The organism is Azotobacter salinestris (assembly GCF_009363155.1).
Taxonomy (GTDB): Bacteria; Pseudomonadota; Gammaproteobacteria; order Pseudomonadales; family Pseudomonadaceae; genus Azotobacter; species Azotobacter salinestris.
Window position 1 is genome coordinate 650,980 of sequence record NZ_CP045302.1, and the last position, 18,793, is coordinate 669,772.

Below are 18,793 nucleotides of genomic sequence, written 5' to 3' on the forward strand. Positions count from 1 at the left end.
AATCAGATACCCCAAAGAATCTGCACACCCCAGACGAAAAACGCGAACATGGCGATGCCACACGCGGCCTGGAAAAGGAAACGCACAACGGTCGCCAGTTTGCCCAGCGCCATCGGAGTCAGGTAGTCAGTCGAGATGGTCCACATGCCGACCCAAGCATGTACGCTCAGTGCGACGAGAGCCAGCAGACTGAAGATCCGCATGCCGGTGCTGGAGAACAGGCCATGCCATTCGCCGTAGGTCAGATCCGAGCTGAAGAACAGGTAACCCAGCAGGAAGAGGGTATATGCCGCGAGAATGACCGCGGAGACACGCTGGGCCATCCAGTCATAGAGGCCCGAGCGCGAGAAATTCGTGACATTAGTTACCATATCCAAACCCCCGACAGCAGGATCAGCGCCACCGAAACGCCGATAACGATTTTCGAGCCCTTGGTGCCGCCTTCCAGCGTTTCACCGATGCCCATATCCATGATCAGATGGCGCACGCCGGCCACCAGGTGGTACAGCAATGCGGACACCAAGCCCCATGCCACCAGCTTGACCAGCGGACTGGCCAGATACCCCTTCACCTGCTCGAAGCCTTCCTCCGACGACAGAGACTTGTCGAGCCAGGACAGCAGCACGACAATTCCCAGGAAGAGGATGACACCAGAGATACGGTGAAGAATGGACGTGTAAGCAGTGACAGGAAGTTTGATTGTCCTAAGGTCTAGGTTTACAGGTCGTTGGCTTTTCACGGCTTTCATTCACTGTGAGAGCCCTGGCGAGCAGGGCGAAGTTGTTGGGATGTGCACTGGTCAGGTACCCACCACCCAGAGAGCGGCAACCTCCAGAATACGCGGCTTCAAAGCCCCTGGCGGTCGGTTGCCGAGTATAGACAGTTAGGGTACTAATGACAACGCAAGCACCCTCAACAAAGTAGTGATTGCACGATGGCTATTAATCACGTAAATAGTTTCTTTTTTCGCGTGCAACCCGTTCTGAAACGAACGCACCACTACTACTTTGGTGCAGATTGCTTTCAGACTCGTCACCCCTATAGTGACGCTCTATAGATAGAGGCGGCCCCGCACATGTGGGACCCGCCGACGATACCTAGCAGAAAGCTCAAAAAGGAGGCCACTCATGGCTGACAAAAAAGCGCAGTTGATCATCGAGGGCAAGGCTCCCGTTGAACTGCCCATGTTGACCGGTACTGTCGGTCCCGATGTGATTGATGTACGTGGTCTGACCTCGACGGGCCAATTCACCTTCGATCCTGGCTTCATGTCTACTGCCTCCTGCGAATCGAAGATTACCTATATCGACGGCGACAATGGCATTCTGTTGCACCGTGGTTATCCGATCGAACAACTCGCGGAAAATTCCGATTATCTCGAGACTTGTTATCTGCTGCTGAACGGCGAACTGCCCAACGCCGATCAGAAAGCGAAGTTCGTCAACAATATCAAGAACCACACCATGGTTCATGAGCAGCTGAAGAACTTCCTCAACGGTTTCCGCCGCGACGCTCACCCGATGGCCGTCATGTGTGGTGTTGTCGGAGCCCTCTCCGCCTTCTATCACGACTCGCTGGACATCAATGATCCGCAGCATCGCGAGATCTCCGCAATTCGCCTGGTAGCCAAGATGCCGACTCTGGCCGCCATGGTTTACAAGTACTCTCTCGGCCAGCCGCTGATGTATCCGCGCAACGATCTGGATTACGCGGAAAACTTCCTGCACATGATGTTCAACACCCCCTGTGAAGTGAAGCCGATCAGCCCGGTTCTGGCCAAGGCCATGGATCGCATCTTCGTTCTGCATGCGGACCACGAGCAGAACGCCTCGACCTCCACCGTGCGTCTGGCCGGCTCCTCGGGTGCCAACCCGTTCGCCTGTATCGCTGCCGGCATCGCGGCCCTGTGGGGACCGGCACACGGCGGCGCCAACGAAGCCGTGCTGACCATGCTCGACGAGATCGGCGATGTCTCCAACATCGAGAAGTTCGTGGCCAAGGCCAAGGACAAGAACGATCCGTTCAAGCTGATGGGCTTTGGCCATCGCGTCTACAAGAACTTCGACCCGCGCGCCAAGGTCATGAAGCAGACCTGCGACGAAGTGCTGTCCGAACTGGGCATCAACGATCCCCAGCTGGAACTGGCCATGAAGCTGGAAGAGATTGCGCGCAACGATCCTTATTTCAAGGAGCGCAACCTCTACCCGAACGTCGACTTCTATTCGGGCATCATTCTCAAGGCGATCGGCATTCCGACCAGCATGTTCACTGTGATCTTCGCCCTGGCACGTACCGTGGGCTGGATCTCGCACTGGAAGGAAATGCTCTCCGGCCCGTACAAGATTGGCCGTCCGCGCCAGCTGTATACCGGCTACGAGAAGCGCGACTACGTCCCGGTGGAAAAGCGCTAATCGCTTTCCCGCCCGGCGGAAAAAAGGCTGCGTTCTTACGCAGCCTTTTTTATTCGTGCTCTCATGTGCTGCCGATTTGATCAACACGGGGGCGCAAGCGGATCTGCCTCAGCGCGTTTCCTGCTCCAGCCAGGCGAGCAACTGCAATGCCTCTTCCTGACTGCTGCCGCAGACCGCCTCATCCGCACCGAAGGCGGAACAGACCAGCGGCCGTCCCAACTGACCGAACAGTATGCATAGATTGTCCTCCGAGAGGTGCAGGCAACGCTCGCCTGCCGGCTTGCCCTGCGGCATGCCCGGGATCGGAGAACTGATGGAAGGAGCAATGCAACAGGCACCACAGCCCGCTCGACATTTCATGATAGGACCTCGCAACCAGAGCAACTTCCGTGGAAGGTCGGATATCCTACCGCTGCACCCGATGAGCTGCTAAGCCCCCCTCGGCCGACGCCCCTCCCCCCTCGTTCCGTCGCTGCCATCCCTTCCGGAGCCGCCCTTCATGCCGATCTGGCTGCAAACTGCGCTGCTGCTCAGCCTTTCGAACATCTTCATGACCTTTGCCTGGTATGGCCATCTACGCACTCTCAACAGCAAGCCCTGGGTCATTGCCGCCCTCATAAGCTGGGGAATCGCCCTGTTCGAGTACCTGATCATGGTCCCGGCCAACCGCATCGGCTACACCGAACTCAGCGTGGGCCAACTGAAGATCATGCAGGAAGTGATCACCCTGATGGTCTTCGTCCCCTTCAGCGTGCTGTTCATGCACCAGCCCCTCAAGCTCGACTACCTCTGGGCCGGACTCTGTCTGCTGGGCGCGGTGTATTTCATCTTCCGCAGCTGACTGCCCTGCGAGTCGACAGGCCCGTGGCCAGTGTCCCGCCATCGGCCGGTACGGCTGCGGAGAGGGTTTACACTGATACCTCTGGCCGCCAGCAAGGCTGGCATCCCCTCTTGCACGGAGCCTTGGAGCTGCCCATGGACAAGTGGTTGGTGATTGATCTGGAAGCCACGACGGACGAGGGCGGCTGGCCGCTGGAAGACATGGAAATCGTCGAAATCGGCGCCAGCCTGGTGGACAGGGGCGGCCATGAACTGGATCACTTCAAGCGCTTCGTACGTCCGTTGCGCCGCCCTCTCCTGACCGCCTTCTGCCGCGAGCTGACACGCATAGCCCAGTCCGACATCGACTCGGCCGTCCCTTTGCCCGCAGTCTGGGAGCAGTTCGAACATTGGCTCGAACCCCATCGCCCGCGCCTGGCGGGCTGGACCAGCTGGGGCGATTACGACCGCTGGCAACTGGTGCAGGAATGGCGCCGTCATGGCTTGGCCAGCAGCCTGGCTGCCATGCCTCATGTCAATCTGAAACAACGTTTCGCCGATACTCGCCAACTGAAGCACACAGTCGGTCTGAGGACTGCCCTGCAACTCGCCGGCATGAACTTTCAGGGACAACAGCATCGAGCCCTGGAAGATGCGCGCAATACGGCCCGACTGCTGCCGCTGGCGGCCATGCCCGACGCTCAAAGCGGATGACGCGGCAGAATGCCTTATGCATACTTGCGGGCCTTTTTCAGTCCCTCCTGAGGATCCAGCATGTTCAAGGTCAACGAATATTTCGACGGCACCGTCAAATCCATCGCTTTCGCCATGAGCCAAGGGCAGGCCACCATCGGTGTGATGGCTGCTGGCGAATACGAATTCGGCACCAGCCAGCTGGAGATCATGCATGTGATCGCTGGTGCCCTGACCGTGAAGCTGCCGGGCAGCGAACAGTGGGAAACCTTCGAGGCCGGCAGCCAGTTCACCGTTCCGGCCAACAGCAAGTTCCAGTTGAAGGTCGCCACGGACACGGCCTATCTCTGCGAGTACCGCTGATCGAAGAGGTCCCTGGGCACCCGCCGGCGGTCCAGGGACCGGGCAGAAGCGCGACGGCAACGTCGCCCCGCTATCCTTCCGCTCCTGTCCATATCCGCGTAACGCCTGCACGCACAACAGGCCGACCAGCTCCCTCTCGCCTCTTGTCGAGCGACTAAACTGCAGACTGCAGCTCAGCAGCGGAGGGAAAGTCAATCATCATGAGCCCGCACAAGCACAGTCCCCAGCATCATTCCGCCCGCTTGCGCTCCCACCAACCCAGCGGCGGCGCAGTCATCGACGCACAGGGCCGGGAAATCCCGATCACCGAGGGCATGATCCAGAAGGCCTGCCGGCTTCTCGACAAGACTTGGGTAGCGGCTCCGCGCCAACCTCCCGCCGACGAACGAAGAGCGGATGACTGAGGCCTAGACCGGCTCGGCTCCCAACGCCTGTACCAGTTGCCGCAAAAGTGGTGCCTCGCCGCTCAGCCGCACACGCAGGCCGTCGATTTCCCGGCGCGGCGGATAGTGCTTGCGCAGGGCGTCGAAGGCGCTGCGTCGGGCCTGCTCGTCGCCCTCAAGAGTGCGGCGGAAGTCGGCATCGTCCCGGCGCGGGTCGTATACGGCCCGGCATAGCGTCGCCAGCGCCCAGGCCGGATCGGCCCCAGCGTCGAGCCCCAGCTCGCAGAGCCAGGGCGGCGGCAGTAGCTCGTCCAGCAGCACGCTCGGCGGCACGCCCAGGTGCTCGCAGAAGGCCCGGTAGACCTGCGCCGTGCCGCGCAGCTTGCCGTCCAGGCTGTAGCCGGCGATATGCGGCGTGGCGATGTGGCAAAGCCCGGCCAGAGCGACATCCACCTGTGGCTCGCCTTCCCAGACATCCAGCACCGCTTGCAGATCGCTGCGGGCTGCGAGCACCTCGCGCAGCGCCCGGTTGTCGACCACCGCGCCGCGACTGGCGTTGATCAGCCAGCTGCCGGGCCGCAGCCGCGCCAGCTGTTCGCGACCGAGCAGATGCCAGGTCGGGTGCGCCCCCCCGCGGGTCAGCGGCGTGTGCAGGCTCAGCACGTCGCACTCGCGCAGGACGGTGGGCAGATCGACGAAATCGCCCTCCCCGAGCGCCTGGCGCGGCGGGTCGCACACCAGCACGCGCCAGCCCAATCCGCGCAGCGCCTCGACCAGCCGCCCGCCGACCTGGCCGGCCCCGACCACTCCGTAACAGCGGGAAGAAAGATCGGCGCCCTGCCGCTCCGCCAGGCTCAGCAGACTGCCCAGCACGTAATCGACCACGCCGCGGGCATTGCAGCCCGGCGCACTGGCCCAGGCGATGCCGCGCCGGCGCAGATACTCGAGATCCAGATGGTCCGTGCCGATGGTGCAGGTGCCGACGAAGCGCACCCGGCTGCCCTCCAGCAGGGCGGCATCGACCCGGGTCACCGAGCGCACCAGCAGCACCTCGGCGTCCTGCAGCGAGCCCGGCTCGATGGCGCGGCCGGGCAACTGGCGGATCTCGCCGAAGGCGGAAAAGAAGGCATGGGTCAGGGGAATGTTTTCGTCGGCGAGGATTCGCATGGCGGACTCCTTTCAAGGCCGCCCATTCTAGGCGCATCGTCAGGCGGGGGCGACCGGCCGCGGGCGAGCGGGACAATTGCGCATTTCCCGCCTCCCCCGCAGGGCGTAGACTAGCCGCCCTTCCGCTCCACCCGGCGAATACCGACATGCCTCTCGAACCGCGCCTGCAGCGGCTGCGCCGCGAACTGCGTGCGCTGGCCGGCCTCGCCCTGCCGATCATCGTCGCGCAACTGGCGCATATCGCCATGGGCTTCGTCGATACCCTGATGGCCGGCCGGGTCGGTCCCGCCGATCTCGCCGCGGTCGCCCTCGGCAATTCGTTCTGGGTACCCACCTATCTGCTGACCACCGGCATCCTGCTGGCCACCACTCCCCGAGTCGCGCACCTTCACGGCGCCGGCCGCCAGCCGGAGATCGGCCCGCTGGTCCGCCAGGCACTGTGGCTGGCCCTGGCGGCCGGCAGCAGCGCCGCCCTGCTGCTGTGGAACGCCGCGCCCGCACTGCGCCTGATGCAGGTCGAGGCCAGCCTGATCGAGCCGACCATGGGTTATCTGCGCGCGATCGCCTGCGGCATCCCGGCCGTGGCCCTGTACCACGTCCTGCGCTGCTTCAGCGACGGACTCGGGCACACCCGGCCGAGCATGCTGATCGGCATCGCCGGCCTGCTGCTGAACATCCCGGCCAACTACGTCTTCATCCACGGCAAGCTCGGCCTGCCGGCCATGGGTGGCGTCGGCTGCGGCTGGGCGACCGCGCTGGTGATGATCTTCATGCTGCTGGCCATGCTGTTCCGGGTGAAGCGAGCTCCCTGCTACCAGCCAAGCCGCTTGTTCGACCGCATCGACCCTCCCCGCTGGCCGATCATCCGCCGCCTGCTGGGCATCGGCCTGCCGATCGGCGTGGCGGTGTTCGCCGAGGCGAGCATCTTCTCGGTGATCGCCCTGCTGATCGGCGGCCTGGGCGCCAAGGTGGTCGCCGGACACCAGATCGCCCTGAACTTCTCCGGTCTGGTGTTCATGGTGCCCTACTCCCTGGGCATGGCGGTCACCGTCCGCGTCGGCCACGCCCTGGGCCGCGGCAGTTCGCGCGACGCCCGCTTCAGTGCCGGCACCGGAATAGCCGCAGCGCTCGGCTTCGCCACCCTCGCCGTCAGTCTCATGCTGCTGCTGCGCGAGCAGATCCCGCACCTCTACAGCACCGATCCGGCGGTGATCGCCATTGCCAGCGGCCTGCTCCTCTATTCCGCGCTCTTCCAGTTCTCCGACGCCATCCAGGTGACTGCCGCCGGTGCGCTGCGCGGCTACCAGGACACCCGCGCGATCATGCTGATCACCCTGCTCGCCTACTGGGGAATCGGCCTGCCGATCGGTTATGGCCTCGGTCTCGACGGCTGGCTCGGCGCCCCCAGCGGTCCGCGCGGGCTCTGGCAGGGCATGGTCATCGGCCTGAGCTGCGCCGCCCTCCTGCTGGGTGCGCGCCTGGCCCGCAGTGCACGACGGCACATTCACGGAACCGGAGCGGATTGACTCCTTCTCGCCATTCCCTCCCAACAGTTCCAATCGAACCGCTGGCCTGCGCGATCTACTGCAGCCTGCGAACATCCCCTGCCGCCCATTGCGACGAGCCCGGTTCCCGATAGCCACATTCACGCCTCAAGCAAAAACGCTTCGCTGTCGGCCGGGCAGAAGCAAAACCTTTTATGCCGCTGGAAGTGTCAAACTTAATAACTGTAGAAAACTTCCATTCAAACTAACCAAACGGCAGCGAGGCAACGCAGAACTTTCCACTCTTCTCCGAACATGACCGCCTATCGGCTGACGTACGGACATGACAATCCTGTAAACAACCCTGAACTACACTTTGCCACTTCTGAGTGGATTATTCTGCTGTGGTTTGGCGAAGTAACATTAATTTGCTACCAGAAACGGGACGGGAACAACCATAGCAAATTCATAAATATAAAAAGACAAAGAATCCATGAAGTACCCTGCTGTTGTTTGCACGGTGGATTGAGTGCCGAGCAAGAATTCCGGCGATGACCATACCCGAGAAACCGAACGCAAGCCTGAACGAGGCGGCGCACAGGTGTTCGCACGCCCCGCAATGGCTACTTACCCGTCTTCAGGAGGCCGACGCCAAATCCTGGGGCGGTAGCGTACCCGAAGAGGACAGCGCGCCCGCACATATAAGCAACCACGACTATTTCGCCTCGCTTGCTTCAGAAAGTTCCGATGGCTCTCTGCATGGAAAGTCCACGCCGGACTTCCATTACAGCGCCTGCAATTGTTAGCGCCGTTTTTCCAAGTCACGGCGCCATAACTCTGGAAGCATATAAAGTGCTCGAACGGATACTCATCGTCTGCATCGGCAATATATGCCGAAGTCCCAGCGCCCAGGCATTGATGAAAGAAGCGCTGTCCCGCGGCAACCGGACCGTGAAGATCGACTCCGCCGGTCTGGCGGCACAGGTCGGCCTGCCGATGGAGCCCACCGCCCGCGCAGTACTTCTCGAACACCGCCACCGACCTCCCGAACACAAGGCCTGTCAGCTGAATCGCGCCATGCTGCAGCAGGCCGATCTGGTGCTGGTCATGGAGCGCCGCCATATCGGCAGCATCTACCGGATCGCTCCCGAGGCACGCGGCAAGACCTTCCTGCTCGGCAAATGGCAGGACGAAGCGGAAATCCAGGATCCCTTCCGCCGCGACCGGACGGCCTTCGAACAGGCCTATCGACAGATTCGCACGGCCGTCGAGGCATGGGCCGCGCGCCTGGGTCACTGACTGCCGGAGCACCTCCTCCAGGGAACCATCCCCATGCACCCCACTTCCGTATCCAGCCCGCAAGATCACGAGGACAGCGGCATCGACCTGCGCAAGCTGCTCGGCGCCCTGCTCGACTACAAGTGGCCGATCCTCGGCGTGACCCTCCTGTTCTTCCTGGGCGGCACCCTCTACGGCATGTTCGCCACACCGATCCACCGCACCAGCGCCCTGGTCCAGATCGAGAAGAAAAGCGGCACCGTTCCCGGACTGGAGATGGGGGACTTCACCCAGGCGTCCAGCGCCAGAACCGAAATCGAACTGATCCGTTCGCGCAGCGTGATCGGCCAGGCGGTCGACAACCTGCACCTCGATGTCCAGGCCACCCCCCTGCGCTTTCCGCTGATCGGCGACTACCTCGCCCGCCGCCATCGCGGTCAGGACCTGGCGGAGCCCCTCCTCGGCCTCGAGGAATACGCCTGGGGCGGCGAGAAGATCGATGTCTTCCGCTTCGAGGTCGAGCCGCGCTGGATCGGCAAGGCCTTCCTGCTGACCGCCGGCGACAACGGCACTTTCACCCTGGAGGAAAGCGAGGGCAAGCCGCTGCTCCAGGGCCGGGTCGGCGAAGCCCTCGACCGCAACGGCATCCGCCTGCAGATCCGTGAGCTGCAGGCCCGGCCGGGTACCCGCTTCAGCCTGCGCAAGGCGAGCCGGCTGAGCACCATCCGCACCTACCGGGGCGCGCTGCAGCTCACCGAACTGGGTACCGACACCGGCCTGATCACCGTGGCCATGGAGCATCCGGACCCCCAGCATGCCAGCCGGGTGGTGGACGAGATCAGCCGCCTGTTCGTCCGCCAGAACGTCGAGCGCATGTCCGCCGAGGCCGATGGCAGCCTGGAGTTCCTGCGCACCCAGCTGCCGGAAGTACGCCGCGAACTGGACAAGGCCGAAGGCGCATTGAACGACTACCGCAAGCAGCACGGCTCCGTCGACATCGGCATGGAAACCGGCACCGTGCTCAGCCAGGCCGTCGAGCTGGAGACCCGCATCTCGGAGCTGAGGATGCAGCAGGCCGAACTCGACCGCCGCTTCACCCGCGAGCACCCGGCCTACAAGACCCTGCTGATGCAGATCCAGGGCCTGACCCGGCGCCAGAACGAGATCGCCAGACGGGTACAGGGCCTGCCGGAAACCCAGCAGGAGCTCCTGCGGCTGTCGCGGGACGTCCAGGTCAGCACCGCGATCTACACCCAGCTGCTGAACAAGGCCCAGGAGCTCGATCTGGTCCGCGCCGGTACCGTCGGCAACGTGCGCATCGTCGATCAGGCGGTCATCGACGGCGGCCCGGTCGCCCCGAACAAGAGCCTCATCCAGGTGGGCGCCACGCTGGCCGGGGCACTGCTGGCGATCGGCCTGGTGCTGCTGCGCAAGCTGCTCAATCCGGGCCTGGAGACCCCGGAGGCCATCGAACAGCTGGGTCTGCCGGTATACGCGGCGGTCCCCTTCAGCGGGCGGCAGGCGCATATCAAGCCCAAACGCCGTCAGATGGCCGGCGATCCCGCCGCCTCTCCGCTGCTCGCCTTGAGCCATCCCAACGATCCGGCGGTCGAGGCCCTGCGCAGCCTGCGCACCAGCCTGCACTTCATCATGCTGGGCGCCCAGGACAACCGCCTGGTGATTTCCGGCCCCGGCCCGCAGGCGGGCAAGAGCTTCGTCTGCGCCAATCTGGCCGCCGTCGTCGCCCAGGCCGGCAAGCGCGTGCTGCTGATCGACGTGGACATGCGCAAGGGCCATCTGCACAGGCTGCTCGGCATGCCGGCGGACATGGGACTGGCCGATCTCCTCGCCGGACGCTGCGAGCTCGCCGACGTGATCCACCCGACCCCGCTCCCCGGCCTGTTCCTGCTGCCGCGGGGGCAGCTTCCGCCGAACCCCTCCGAACTGCTCATGCGTCCCCAGCTCACGGCCGCCCTCGAGCAGGCCAGCGCGAGCCACGACCTGGTGATCCTCGACACCCCGCCGCTGCTGGCCGTCACCGACGCCGCCATCGTCGGCCGGCAGGCGGCCACCACCCTGATCGTGACCCGCTACGGCACGAGTTCCGCCCGGGAAATCGAGATGACCGTCAGGCGCTTCGCGCAGAGCGGCATCGAAATCAAGGGCGCCATCTTCAACGGCCTGGAAAAGCGTGCCGCCATCTATGGCTACGGACACGCCGCCTACCACCACTACGAGTACAAGTCGGACAACGCCTGAGCCCTGCCATCCGTTCGAGCCGATACGGACCGCGAACCCCTCCCACCAGCCGATCGTTACGGGCACCGCCATGCATACTCTGGAAGACCTGAAACTCGCCATCATCGGACTCGGTTACGTCGGCCTGCCGCTCGCGGTCGAATTCGGCAGGCGCCGGCCGGTCGTCGGCTTCGACATCGACCATGCGCGCATCGCCGCCCTCGAGGCCGGGCACGACCGGACCCTGGAGGTCGACGACCGTGAGCTGCGCGAGGCCCGCCACCTCCGCTACAGCGCCGACATCGCCAGCCTGGCCGACTGCAACTTCTATATCGTCACCGTGCCGACGCCGATCGACTCGCACAAGAAGCCCGACCTGACGCCCTTGATCCGCGCCTCGGAAACCATCGGCCAGGTGCTGAAGAAGGGCGACATCGTCGTCTACGAGTCCACCGTCTACCCCGGCGCCACCGAGGAAGGCTGCGTCCCCGTGCTCGAGCGGGTCTCCGGGCTGGTGTTCAACCGCGACTTCTACGCCGGCTACAGCCCGGAGCGGATCAACCCCGGCGACAAGGAACACCGCATCACCGGCATCCGCAAGATCACCTCCGGCTCCACCCCCGAGGTGGCCGAGCTGATCGACGCGCTGTACCGGGAGATCATCGCCGCCGGCACCTACAAGGCGGACAGCATCCGCATCGCCGAGGCGGCCAAGGTGATCGAGAACACCCAGCGCGACCTCAACATCGCCCTGGTCAACGAGCTGGCGGTGATCTTCAACCGCATGGGCATCGATACCGAAGCGGTACTCCAGGCGGCCGGCACCAAGTGGAACTTCCTGCCGTTCCGTCCCGGCCTGGTCGGCGGCCACTGCATCGGCGTCGACCCCTACTACCTGACCCACAAGGCCGAAGCCATCGGCTACCACCCGGAGATCATCCTCGCCGGCCGGCGCCTGAACGACGGCATGGGCGGCTACGTGGTGTCCCAGCTGATCAAGGCGATGCTCAAGCGGCGCATCCAGATCGACGGCGCCCGCGCCCTGGTCATGGGCCTCACCTTCAAGGAAAACTGCCCGGACCTGCGCAACACACGCGTCGTCGACATCATCCAGGAACTGCGCCAGTACAACATCTCGGTCGATGTCTACGACCCCTGGGTCGATGCCGAGGAAGCCCAGCAGGCCTACGACATCAGGCCGCTGGCCGCGCCCCCGGCCAACGCCTACGACGGCATCATCCTCGCCGTCGCCCACCACCAGTTCCGCAGCATGGGCGCGCCGAGCATCCGCCGCTTCGGCAAGCCCGACCATGTCCTCTACGACCTCAAGTACCTGCTCAAGCCCGACGAAGCGGATCTGCGCCTATGACACGCTACCAACGCCTGCTCCTCGACCTGCCGCAAACGCCCGCCACCTGGCTGGTCACCGGGGTGGCCGGCTTCATCGGCTCCAACCTGCTGGAAACCCTGCTCGGGCTCGACCAGTGGGTGGTGGGCCTGGACAACTTCTCCACCGGCCACCTGCACAATCTGGAGGAGGTCCGCAGCCGGACCTCCGCAGAGCGCTGGGCCAGGTTCCAGCTCATCCGCGGCGACATCCGCACGCTGCACGACTGCCGCCAGGCGATGACCTTCGTGGCGGTCGTGCCGGGCTGCCGGCCCCGTCCGGTCGAGCACGTCCTCCATCAGGCGGCCCTCGGCTCCGTGCCGCGCTCGCTGGAAGATCCCATCGCCACCAACGCCTGCAATGTCGACGGCTTCCTCAACATGCTGGTGGCCGCCCGCGACGCCGGGGTCAGGAGCTTCACCTACGCTGCCAGCAGCGCCGCCTACGGCGACCATCCCGGGCTGCCCAAGGTCGAGGACAGCATCGGCCGGCCGCTCTCCCCCTATGCCGTGAGCAAGTACGTCAACGAGCTGTACGCCGACACCTTCGCCCGCAACTACGGGCTGCCCAGCATCGGCCTGCGCTACTTCAACGTCTTCGGCAGGCACCAGGACCCGGAGGGCGCCTATGCCGCGGTGATCCCGAAATGGATCACCGCGATGCTGCGCGGCGAGGAGGTGTTCATCAACGGCGACGGCAGCACCAGCCGCGACTTCTGCTACGTCGACAACGCCGTGCAGGCCAACCTGCTCGCCGCCTGCGCCGAAGCCTGCGCGCGCAACCAGGTCTACAACATCGCCGTCGGCGAGCGCACCAGCCTCGACCGGTTGTTCCTGGCGCTTCGCCAGAGCCTGGCGAAAAACGGCCTGCGCTACGCCAGAGCCCCCCGCCATCGCGACTTCCGCCCGGGCGACGTACGCCATTCCCTGGCGGACATCGGCAAGGCGCGACGCCTGCTGGGCTACGTCCCGCAATACGACCTGCAGGCCGGCATCGCCCAAGCCATGCCCTGGTTCATCGCCCGGAGCCTGGAGTCGGAGCCCGTCGCCTCCCGGCACCACACGCACCAACCTGCCGCGCGATAGAAGGTGGATGTCCTCTTCGCCAGCCATTGACCCTCGGAGCGAGCCCTTGCCCATGCGCAATACCGATCCTTCGCTGAGCCGCATCCTCAGGAGCCTCCATCCCCATCTGTCCAGGCGCCGGCGCGTCCAGCTGCTCGGCCTGATCCTGCTCATGCTGGCGGGCATCGTCGCCGAGCTGGCGACCTTCGGCAGCATAATTCCCCTGCTCACGCTGCTGGCCAACCCGCAGAAGGCGCTCGAGTTTCCGTTGCTGCAGCAGCTGTTCAATCTGTTCGGCTGGCAGCACGAGAACATCCTGCTCCCCGCCACCGTGCTGTTCGGCGTGATGGCGGTGCTCGCCTCCTTCGTGCGCATGCTGCTGATCTGGGCCAGCAACAAGACCACCTACGGCATCGGCTTCGATCTGGGCGTCGAGGTCTACCGACGCACCCTGCTTCAGCCCTACCGCTACCACGTGGCGCGCAACACCAGCCAGATCATCGCCGGCATGGGCAAGGTCCAGAGCGTGGTCAGCGGCCTGCTCATGCCGCTGATCAGCACCCTGATCGCCACCCTGATGACCTCGGCGATCTTCGTCGCCCTGATCCTCATCGACCCGGCGGTCGCCTTCGCCGCCGGCATCCTGTTCAGCCTGCTGTACCTGCTGATCAGTCTGGGCACCCGGCGCAAGCTGCGAAAGAACAGCCGGATCATCGCCCAGGCGCACAATGTGCGCGTCCAAGCCATCCAGGAAGGCCTCGGCGGCATTCGCGACATCCTGATCGACGGCTCCCAGGAGCTCTACGTCAAACGCTTCCGCAAGGTCGACGCCGACCTGCGCAAGGCGCAGATCGTCAACTCCTTTCTCGGCACGGCGCCGCGCTACCTGATCGAAGCCATCGGCATGCTCGCCATCGCCATGCTGGCCTACACCCTCAGCCAGCGCGCGGGCGGCCTGGCCGAAGCCCTGCCGGTGCTGGGCGCCCTGGCCATCGGCGCGCAGCGCCTGCTGCCGCAGATGCAGCAGATCTACCACGGCTGGTCGACCATCATGGGCAACCGGGGCAACATCGAGGACGTACTGGAACTGCTCGAACAGCCGATTCCGCCCGAATACCAGAAGCGCCTCCCGCCGCAGCCGATCCCCTTCGCGCGGAGCATCGAGCTCAGGGACATCAGCTTCCGCTACGCCAGCGAGGGCCCGGAGGTACTCAGGCACCTGAGCCTGGAAATCGCCAAGGGCAGCCGCACCGGCTTCATCGGCAAGACCGGCAGCGGCAAGAGCACCACCCTGGACCTGCTCATGGGCCTGCTGGAGCCCATCGGCGGCAGCATCCTCATCGACGGCGTGCCCCTGACCCCGGCCAACCGGCGCGACTGGCAGGCGCACATCGCCCATGTGCCGCAAAGCATCTACCTGGCCGACAGCTCGATCGCCGAGAACATCGCCTTCGGCGTCGAGCGGCGCGACCTGGACTGGGAGCGCCTGCGCGAAGCCGCACGCAAGGCGCATATCGCCGACTTCATCGAGGGCCTGGCGGATCAGTACGACACCCGGATCGGCGAGCGCGGCGTGCGCCTGTCCGGCGGCCAGCGCCAGCGCATCGGCATCGCCCGCGCGCTCTACAAGCAGGCCGACGTGCTGATCTTCGACGAAGCCACCAGCTCCCTGGACAGCGCCACCGAAAGCGCCGTGATGGAGGCCATCCGCGACCTGGGCCCGGAGCTGACCGTGCTGATCATCGCCCACCGCACCTCGACCCTGAGCGATTGCGACTGCATCTACGAGCTCGCCAGCGGCCGTCTGCTGCGCACGGCAAACCAAACCCAGATCCGCCCGCCAGGCGGTTCAAGACTGCAGATAAAGGGCTCGGGCACGCCCGAAGAGGATCTGCCGAACCTGCTCGCAGCAGGAAAAGCACACTCGATGCAAGGCAAATGAGCCCATGAACTTCATCTCCTATGCCGACCTCAGCGGCGACATCCGGAAGAATCTGCACAGGCTGCACGACCGGGAAATCGATCTGGTGGTGGGCATTCCGCGCAGCGGCATGATCCCGGCCTACATGATCGCCCTGTATCTGAACCTGAGCTGCATCGACCTGGTGTCCTTCTGCCGGAACGAAAGCCCCGCCAATGGCAGCACGCGCAGCCCGGGCAAAGCCCTGGCCCGGGCCTGGGACGCGAAGACCATCCTGCTGGTGGACGACAGCATCACCTCGGGCCGCTCCATGCGCTCGGCCGTCGAGCAACTGCCCGAGGCGTTCACCGGCAGGGTGATCAGAATGGCCGTCTACTCGTCCTCGACGACGCCCGCCGAGGTCGACCTGTATGTCAGGCACCTGGCCTGGCCGCGCCTCTTCGAATGGAACGTCTACCACCACGGCATCCTGATTCGTTCATGCGTCGACATCGACGGCGTGCTGTGCATGCGCCCGACGCCGGAGCAGCGCCATGACCAGGAGCTGTACAGGGCCTTTCTGCAGAACGCCGAACCGCTGATCCTGCCCTCCGGCAAGATCCACTCCCTCATCAGCAGCCGGCCGGAGGCATACCGGAAAGAAACCGAGGCCTGGCTGGAAAAACACGGCATCCGCTATGAACGGCTGGTCCTGCTCGGTCTTGCCGAACAGACGGACGGCCAGCGTCTCGCGTCATGCAGCGCAGGCAAGGCCGATTATTACCACGCCGAGGCGAAACTGGATCTGTTCCTGGAAGGCGATCCCGGCCAGGCGCTCGCCATCGCGAAGGCGACCGGCAAGCCGGTGTTTTGCGTCGGCGACAACCGGATCTATCGAGCCGGCACCCGGGAAGCCCTCCTCACCGACCCGGCCTGGATTTTGCGAAGCACCCTCAAGAAACTCAGCCAATCGATTCCAACCTCCCTGAAGAGACGCCTGCACAAACCGAGTTAGACAACCTTCACCGATTGAGCCAGACGCTATATGAAGCAATGCCTTTCCTTTTGCTACGACTCGGGCCGGCCAGGCCCGCAACAAGACTTGTCCTCTGGGAAATCTCAACCATCAGTCGGTCAGGAAAATGCTCCCTCTCAAGGTCCTTGCTCTTTACAGAAGGGTCCAGAAGCTGCTGGATCGGAAACTTCCCGAACCGCTATTTTACCAACGACGCTACTTCATACTGCACGGGCGGTTCTGCAACTTCAGGAAACCCAAGCGCTTTTCCGAGAAGATATTTCACCGGATGCGCTATCCCGCGCCGATATTCTCCCTCCTGGCAGACAAAGTCCGCGCCCGGGAATATATAGAAAGCACAGTCGGCACCCAGTATCTGGTCCCCTACTATCTCGTCTGCGACAGGGTGACCCTGGAAACCTTCGACACCCTGCCCGACAGCTTCGTGATGAAGGCCAACCACAGCTCCGGGCAGATCAAGATCATTGCAAACAAGCACAAGGAGAATCTGCAAGAGCTGACCCATAAAGCCAACAACTGGCTGGAGAAAGACTTCTCCAAACTGTTCAGAGAAAAGCACTATGCCGGCATTCAACCCAGAGTCATCTTTGAAAAGGCTCTGCTTTGCAATGGCAAGCCGCCGAACGACTATAAATTCCATATATTCAATCACGGCCCCGGCAGTCCGCCCTACGTTTTCATACAAGTCATGCAGGGCCGCTTCGAGAAGCTGACGCAGATTCTGTTCTTCGAAGACTGGTCCATCGCCCCCTTCAACTACATCGAGAATGAGTCAGGCCAGGAGTCGCCCATATTCACCACACCCAAGGAGTTGCCGGAAATGCTCGAAATAGCGAAGAGACTGTCGGCGCCTTTCGGCTATCTGCGCGTGGACCTCTATTGTCATGAAGGAAAAATATACGTGGGTGAATTGACCATCACCCCGGCTGCCGGCGCCTACAGGTTCCTGCCACCGGAATGGGATCTGATATTGGGCAGCAAATTCGGCTGGCCTGAAAATCCGCCGCCAGCCTGGTCGATCGGACAACCCTGTAGCCTGCCGTGCGCAGAAGCCGAAAAACGCTGAGGATCAGCCATGAAAGTCACCGTATTCGGAATAGGCTATGTCGGACTGGTGCAAGGTGCCGTTCTGGCGGAAGTTGGCCACGATGTGCTGTGCGTCGATATCGACGAGGAAAAGATCGAGCGCCTGCACCAGGGCCATATCCCCCTCTACGAGCCGGGGCTGGAGACGCTGGTCAGGGAAAACCATGCTGCCGGCCGTCTCAACTTCACCACCGATGCCGCCGAAGGCGTGAGGCGCGGCGAGGTGCAGTTCATCGCCGTGGGCACGCCCGCCGACGAGGACGGCTCCGCCGACCTGCGCTACGTGCTGGCCGTGGCGGAGACCATCGCCGAGCACATGGAGCGCCCCCAGGTCATCGTCGACAAATCCACCGTCCCGGTAGGCACCGCCGACCGGGTCGCCACCCGGGTCGCCGAGATCCTCGCCCGCCGCGGGCGCGAAGACCTGACCTTCGAGGTGGTCTCCAATCCCGAATTCCTCAAGGAAGGCTCGGCCGTCGCCGACTGCATGCGTCCCGACCGCATCGTCATCGGCACCACCAGCCGCGATGCCGAAGAGGTGATGCGCGAGCTGTACGCGCCCTTCAACCGCAACCACGAAAAGATCATCGTCATGGACGCGCACAGCGCCGAGCTGACCAAATACGCCGCCAACTGCATGCTGGCGACCAAGATCAGCTTCATGAACGAAATGGCCAGCCTGGCCGAGATGCTCGGCGCCGACATCGAGATGGTCCGCCGCGGCATCGGCTCCGACCCGCGCATCGGCTACGACTTCATCTATGCCGGCGCCGGCTATGGCGGCTCCTGCTTCCCCAAGGACGTACAGGCGCTGATCCGCACCGCCGAGAACATCGACTTCGACGCCAAGCTGCTGAAGGCGGTGGCGCAGCGCAACAAGGAACAGAAGGCCAGCCTGTACAAGAAGATCAGCCAGCACTTCGAGGGCGCCCTGCAGGACAGGACCTTCGCCGTCTGGGGCCTGAGCTTCAAGCCCAGGACCGACGACATGCGCGAGGCTCCCAGCCGCACCCTGATGGAGGCGCTGTGGAACGCCGGGGCACGGGTGCAGGCCTACGATCCGGAGGCCATGGAAGAGGCCCAGCGCCTGTACGGCAACCGCACCGAGCTGGCCCTCTGCGGCACCAAGGAGGCCGCGCTGAAGGATGCCGACGCCCTGGTGATCGTCACCGACTGGCAGGCCTTCAAGGCCCCGGACTTCGAGTTCATCAAGCAGCAACTCAGGCAGCCCTTGATCTTCGACGGACGCAACCTGTTCGAGCCCGCGCGCATGCAGAGCAAGGGGATCAAGTACTACTCGATTGGACGCTGAACAACCGAAACCAGCGGGAAATCATCGTGCCGAGCCGATGCCCCATATCCGCACGGCCTTCAGGGAAGTTGCCGCCCCATCTTCCGACAGGCCATGCATGCAACTATCACATGTCGGGTCAACGGATCGTCCCCCGTGATGCGGTCGGGGGTCAGCAGGACTGGATTATCGA

At 63.8% G+C, this 18,793-nt stretch carries 18 protein-coding genes; 14 read left to right on the forward strand and 4 right to left on the reverse strand.

Translation table 11 applies throughout. From position 1 onward, the window contains the following. Positions 1-2: 2 nt before the first annotated feature. The gene (gene sdhD / locus GCU53_RS02975) at positions 3-371 is read right to left on the reverse strand and encodes a succinate dehydrogenase, hydrophobic membrane anchor protein (RefSeq protein ID WP_152386303.1); all 369 of its coding nucleotides are present in this window, start codon (positions 369-371) and stop codon (positions 3-5) included. Further along, a complete protein-coding gene (gene sdhC / locus GCU53_RS02980; protein ID WP_170849310.1) occupies positions 365-748 on the reverse strand; it encodes a succinate dehydrogenase, cytochrome b556 subunit in 384 nt (127 codons plus the stop codon). The genes sdhD and sdhC overlap by 7 nt, the downstream gene beginning before the upstream one ends. A gap of 379 nt (positions 749-1,127) precedes the next feature. Between sdhC and gltA the strand changes: the two genes are divergently transcribed. Further along, on the forward strand, positions 1,128-2,411 hold the full coding sequence (gene gltA / locus GCU53_RS02985; RefSeq protein ID WP_152386304.1) for a citrate synthase: 1,284 nt from the start codon (positions 1,128-1,130) through the stop codon (positions 2,409-2,411). Between the two features lie 108 nt (positions 2,412-2,519). Here the strand turns inward: gltA and GCU53_RS02990 are convergent, their stop codons facing one another. After that, the gene (locus GCU53_RS02990) at positions 2,520-2,771 is read right to left on the reverse strand and encodes a YkgJ family cysteine cluster protein (protein WP_152386305.1); all 252 of its coding nucleotides are present in this window, start codon (positions 2,769-2,771) and stop codon (positions 2,520-2,522) included. A 139-nt stretch (positions 2,772-2,910) separates the two neighbouring features. Here GCU53_RS02990 and GCU53_RS02995 point away from each other — a divergent pair, with 139 nt between their 5' ends. From GCU53_RS02995 to GCU53_RS03010, 4 genes are all read left to right on the forward strand, one after another. Beyond that, on the forward strand, positions 2,911-3,252 hold the full coding sequence (locus tag GCU53_RS02995) for a DMT family protein (RefSeq protein WP_152386306.1): 342 nt from the start codon (positions 2,911-2,913) through the stop codon (positions 3,250-3,252). Between the two features lie 134 nt (positions 3,253-3,386). Beyond that, a complete protein-coding gene (locus tag GCU53_RS03000; RefSeq protein WP_152386307.1) occupies positions 3,387-3,944 on the forward strand; it encodes a 3'-5' exonuclease in 558 nt (185 codons plus the stop codon). Between the two features lie 60 nt (positions 3,945-4,004). After that, complete coding sequence (gene ppnP, locus GCU53_RS03005) at positions 4,005-4,286, forward strand: pyrimidine/purine nucleoside phosphorylase (protein WP_152386308.1); 282 nt, start codon at positions 4,005-4,007, stop codon at positions 4,284-4,286. A gap of 200 nt (positions 4,287-4,486) precedes the next feature. After that, the gene (locus GCU53_RS03010) at positions 4,487-4,690 is read left to right on the forward strand and encodes a PA1571 family protein (protein WP_152386309.1); all 204 of its coding nucleotides are present in this window, start codon (positions 4,487-4,489) and stop codon (positions 4,688-4,690) included. A gap of 3 nt (positions 4,691-4,693) precedes the next feature. Here the strand turns inward: GCU53_RS03010 and pdxB are convergent, their stop codons facing one another. Beyond that, a complete protein-coding gene (gene pdxB, locus GCU53_RS03015; protein ID WP_152386310.1) occupies positions 4,694-5,836 on the reverse strand; it encodes a 4-phosphoerythronate dehydrogenase PdxB in 1,143 nt (380 codons plus the stop codon). 146 nt (positions 5,837-5,982) lie between these two features. Between pdxB and GCU53_RS03020 the strand changes: the two genes are divergently transcribed. The 9 genes from GCU53_RS03020 to GCU53_RS03060 all read left to right on the forward strand — a co-directional run bounded on the left by GCU53_RS03020 (position 5,983) and on the right by GCU53_RS03060 (position 18,621). Next, positions 5,983-7,362, forward strand: coding sequence for an MATE family efflux transporter (locus GCU53_RS03020; RefSeq protein ID WP_152386311.1), 1,380 nt, complete (start codon positions 5,983-5,985; stop codon positions 7,360-7,362). A gap of 810 nt (positions 7,363-8,172) precedes the next feature. Next, the gene (locus tag GCU53_RS03025; RefSeq protein ID WP_152389767.1) at positions 8,173-8,619 is read left to right on the forward strand and encodes a low molecular weight protein-tyrosine-phosphatase; all 447 of its coding nucleotides are present in this window, start codon (positions 8,173-8,175) and stop codon (positions 8,617-8,619) included. A 33-nt stretch (positions 8,620-8,652) separates the two neighbouring features. Next, positions 8,653-10,857 (forward strand): polysaccharide biosynthesis tyrosine autokinase, encoded by a 2,205-nt coding sequence (locus GCU53_RS03030; RefSeq protein WP_152386312.1) that lies wholly within the window; start codon positions 8,653-8,655, stop codon positions 10,855-10,857. A 70-nt stretch (positions 10,858-10,927) separates the two neighbouring features. Further along, the gene (tviB, locus tag GCU53_RS03035) at positions 10,928-12,205 is read left to right on the forward strand and encodes a Vi polysaccharide biosynthesis UDP-N-acetylglucosamine C-6 dehydrogenase TviB (RefSeq protein WP_152386313.1); all 1,278 of its coding nucleotides are present in this window, start codon (positions 10,928-10,930) and stop codon (positions 12,203-12,205) included. Further along, the gene (locus GCU53_RS03040; protein ID WP_152386314.1) at positions 12,202-13,308 is read left to right on the forward strand and encodes an NAD-dependent epimerase/dehydratase family protein; all 1,107 of its coding nucleotides are present in this window, start codon (positions 12,202-12,204) and stop codon (positions 13,306-13,308) included. Before tviB ends, GCU53_RS03040 begins: the two co-directional genes overlap by 4 nt. A gap of 52 nt (positions 13,309-13,360) precedes the next feature. Further along, positions 13,361-15,229 carry an ABC transporter ATP-binding protein gene (locus tag GCU53_RS03045; RefSeq protein ID WP_152389768.1) on the forward strand — a complete coding sequence of 623 codons (1,869 nt, stop codon included), beginning with the start codon at positions 13,361-13,363 and terminating at the stop codon, positions 15,227-15,229. 4 nt (positions 15,230-15,233) lie between these two features. After that, positions 15,234-16,202 (forward strand): phosphoribosyltransferase family protein, encoded by a 969-nt coding sequence (locus GCU53_RS03050; RefSeq protein ID WP_152386315.1) that lies wholly within the window; start codon positions 15,234-15,236, stop codon positions 16,200-16,202. 127 nt (positions 16,203-16,329) lie between these two features. Beyond that, the gene (locus tag GCU53_RS03055) at positions 16,330-17,289 is read left to right on the forward strand and encodes an ATP-grasp fold amidoligase family protein (RefSeq protein WP_244307025.1); all 960 of its coding nucleotides are present in this window, start codon (positions 16,330-16,332) and stop codon (positions 17,287-17,289) included. 9 nt (positions 17,290-17,298) lie between these two features. Next, positions 17,299-18,621: a UDP-glucose dehydrogenase family protein gene (locus tag GCU53_RS03060; protein WP_152386316.1), complete on the forward strand. Its 1,323-nt coding sequence runs from the start codon at positions 17,299-17,301 to the stop codon at positions 18,619-18,621. The last annotated feature ends 172 nt before the right edge of the window (positions 18,622-18,793 follow it).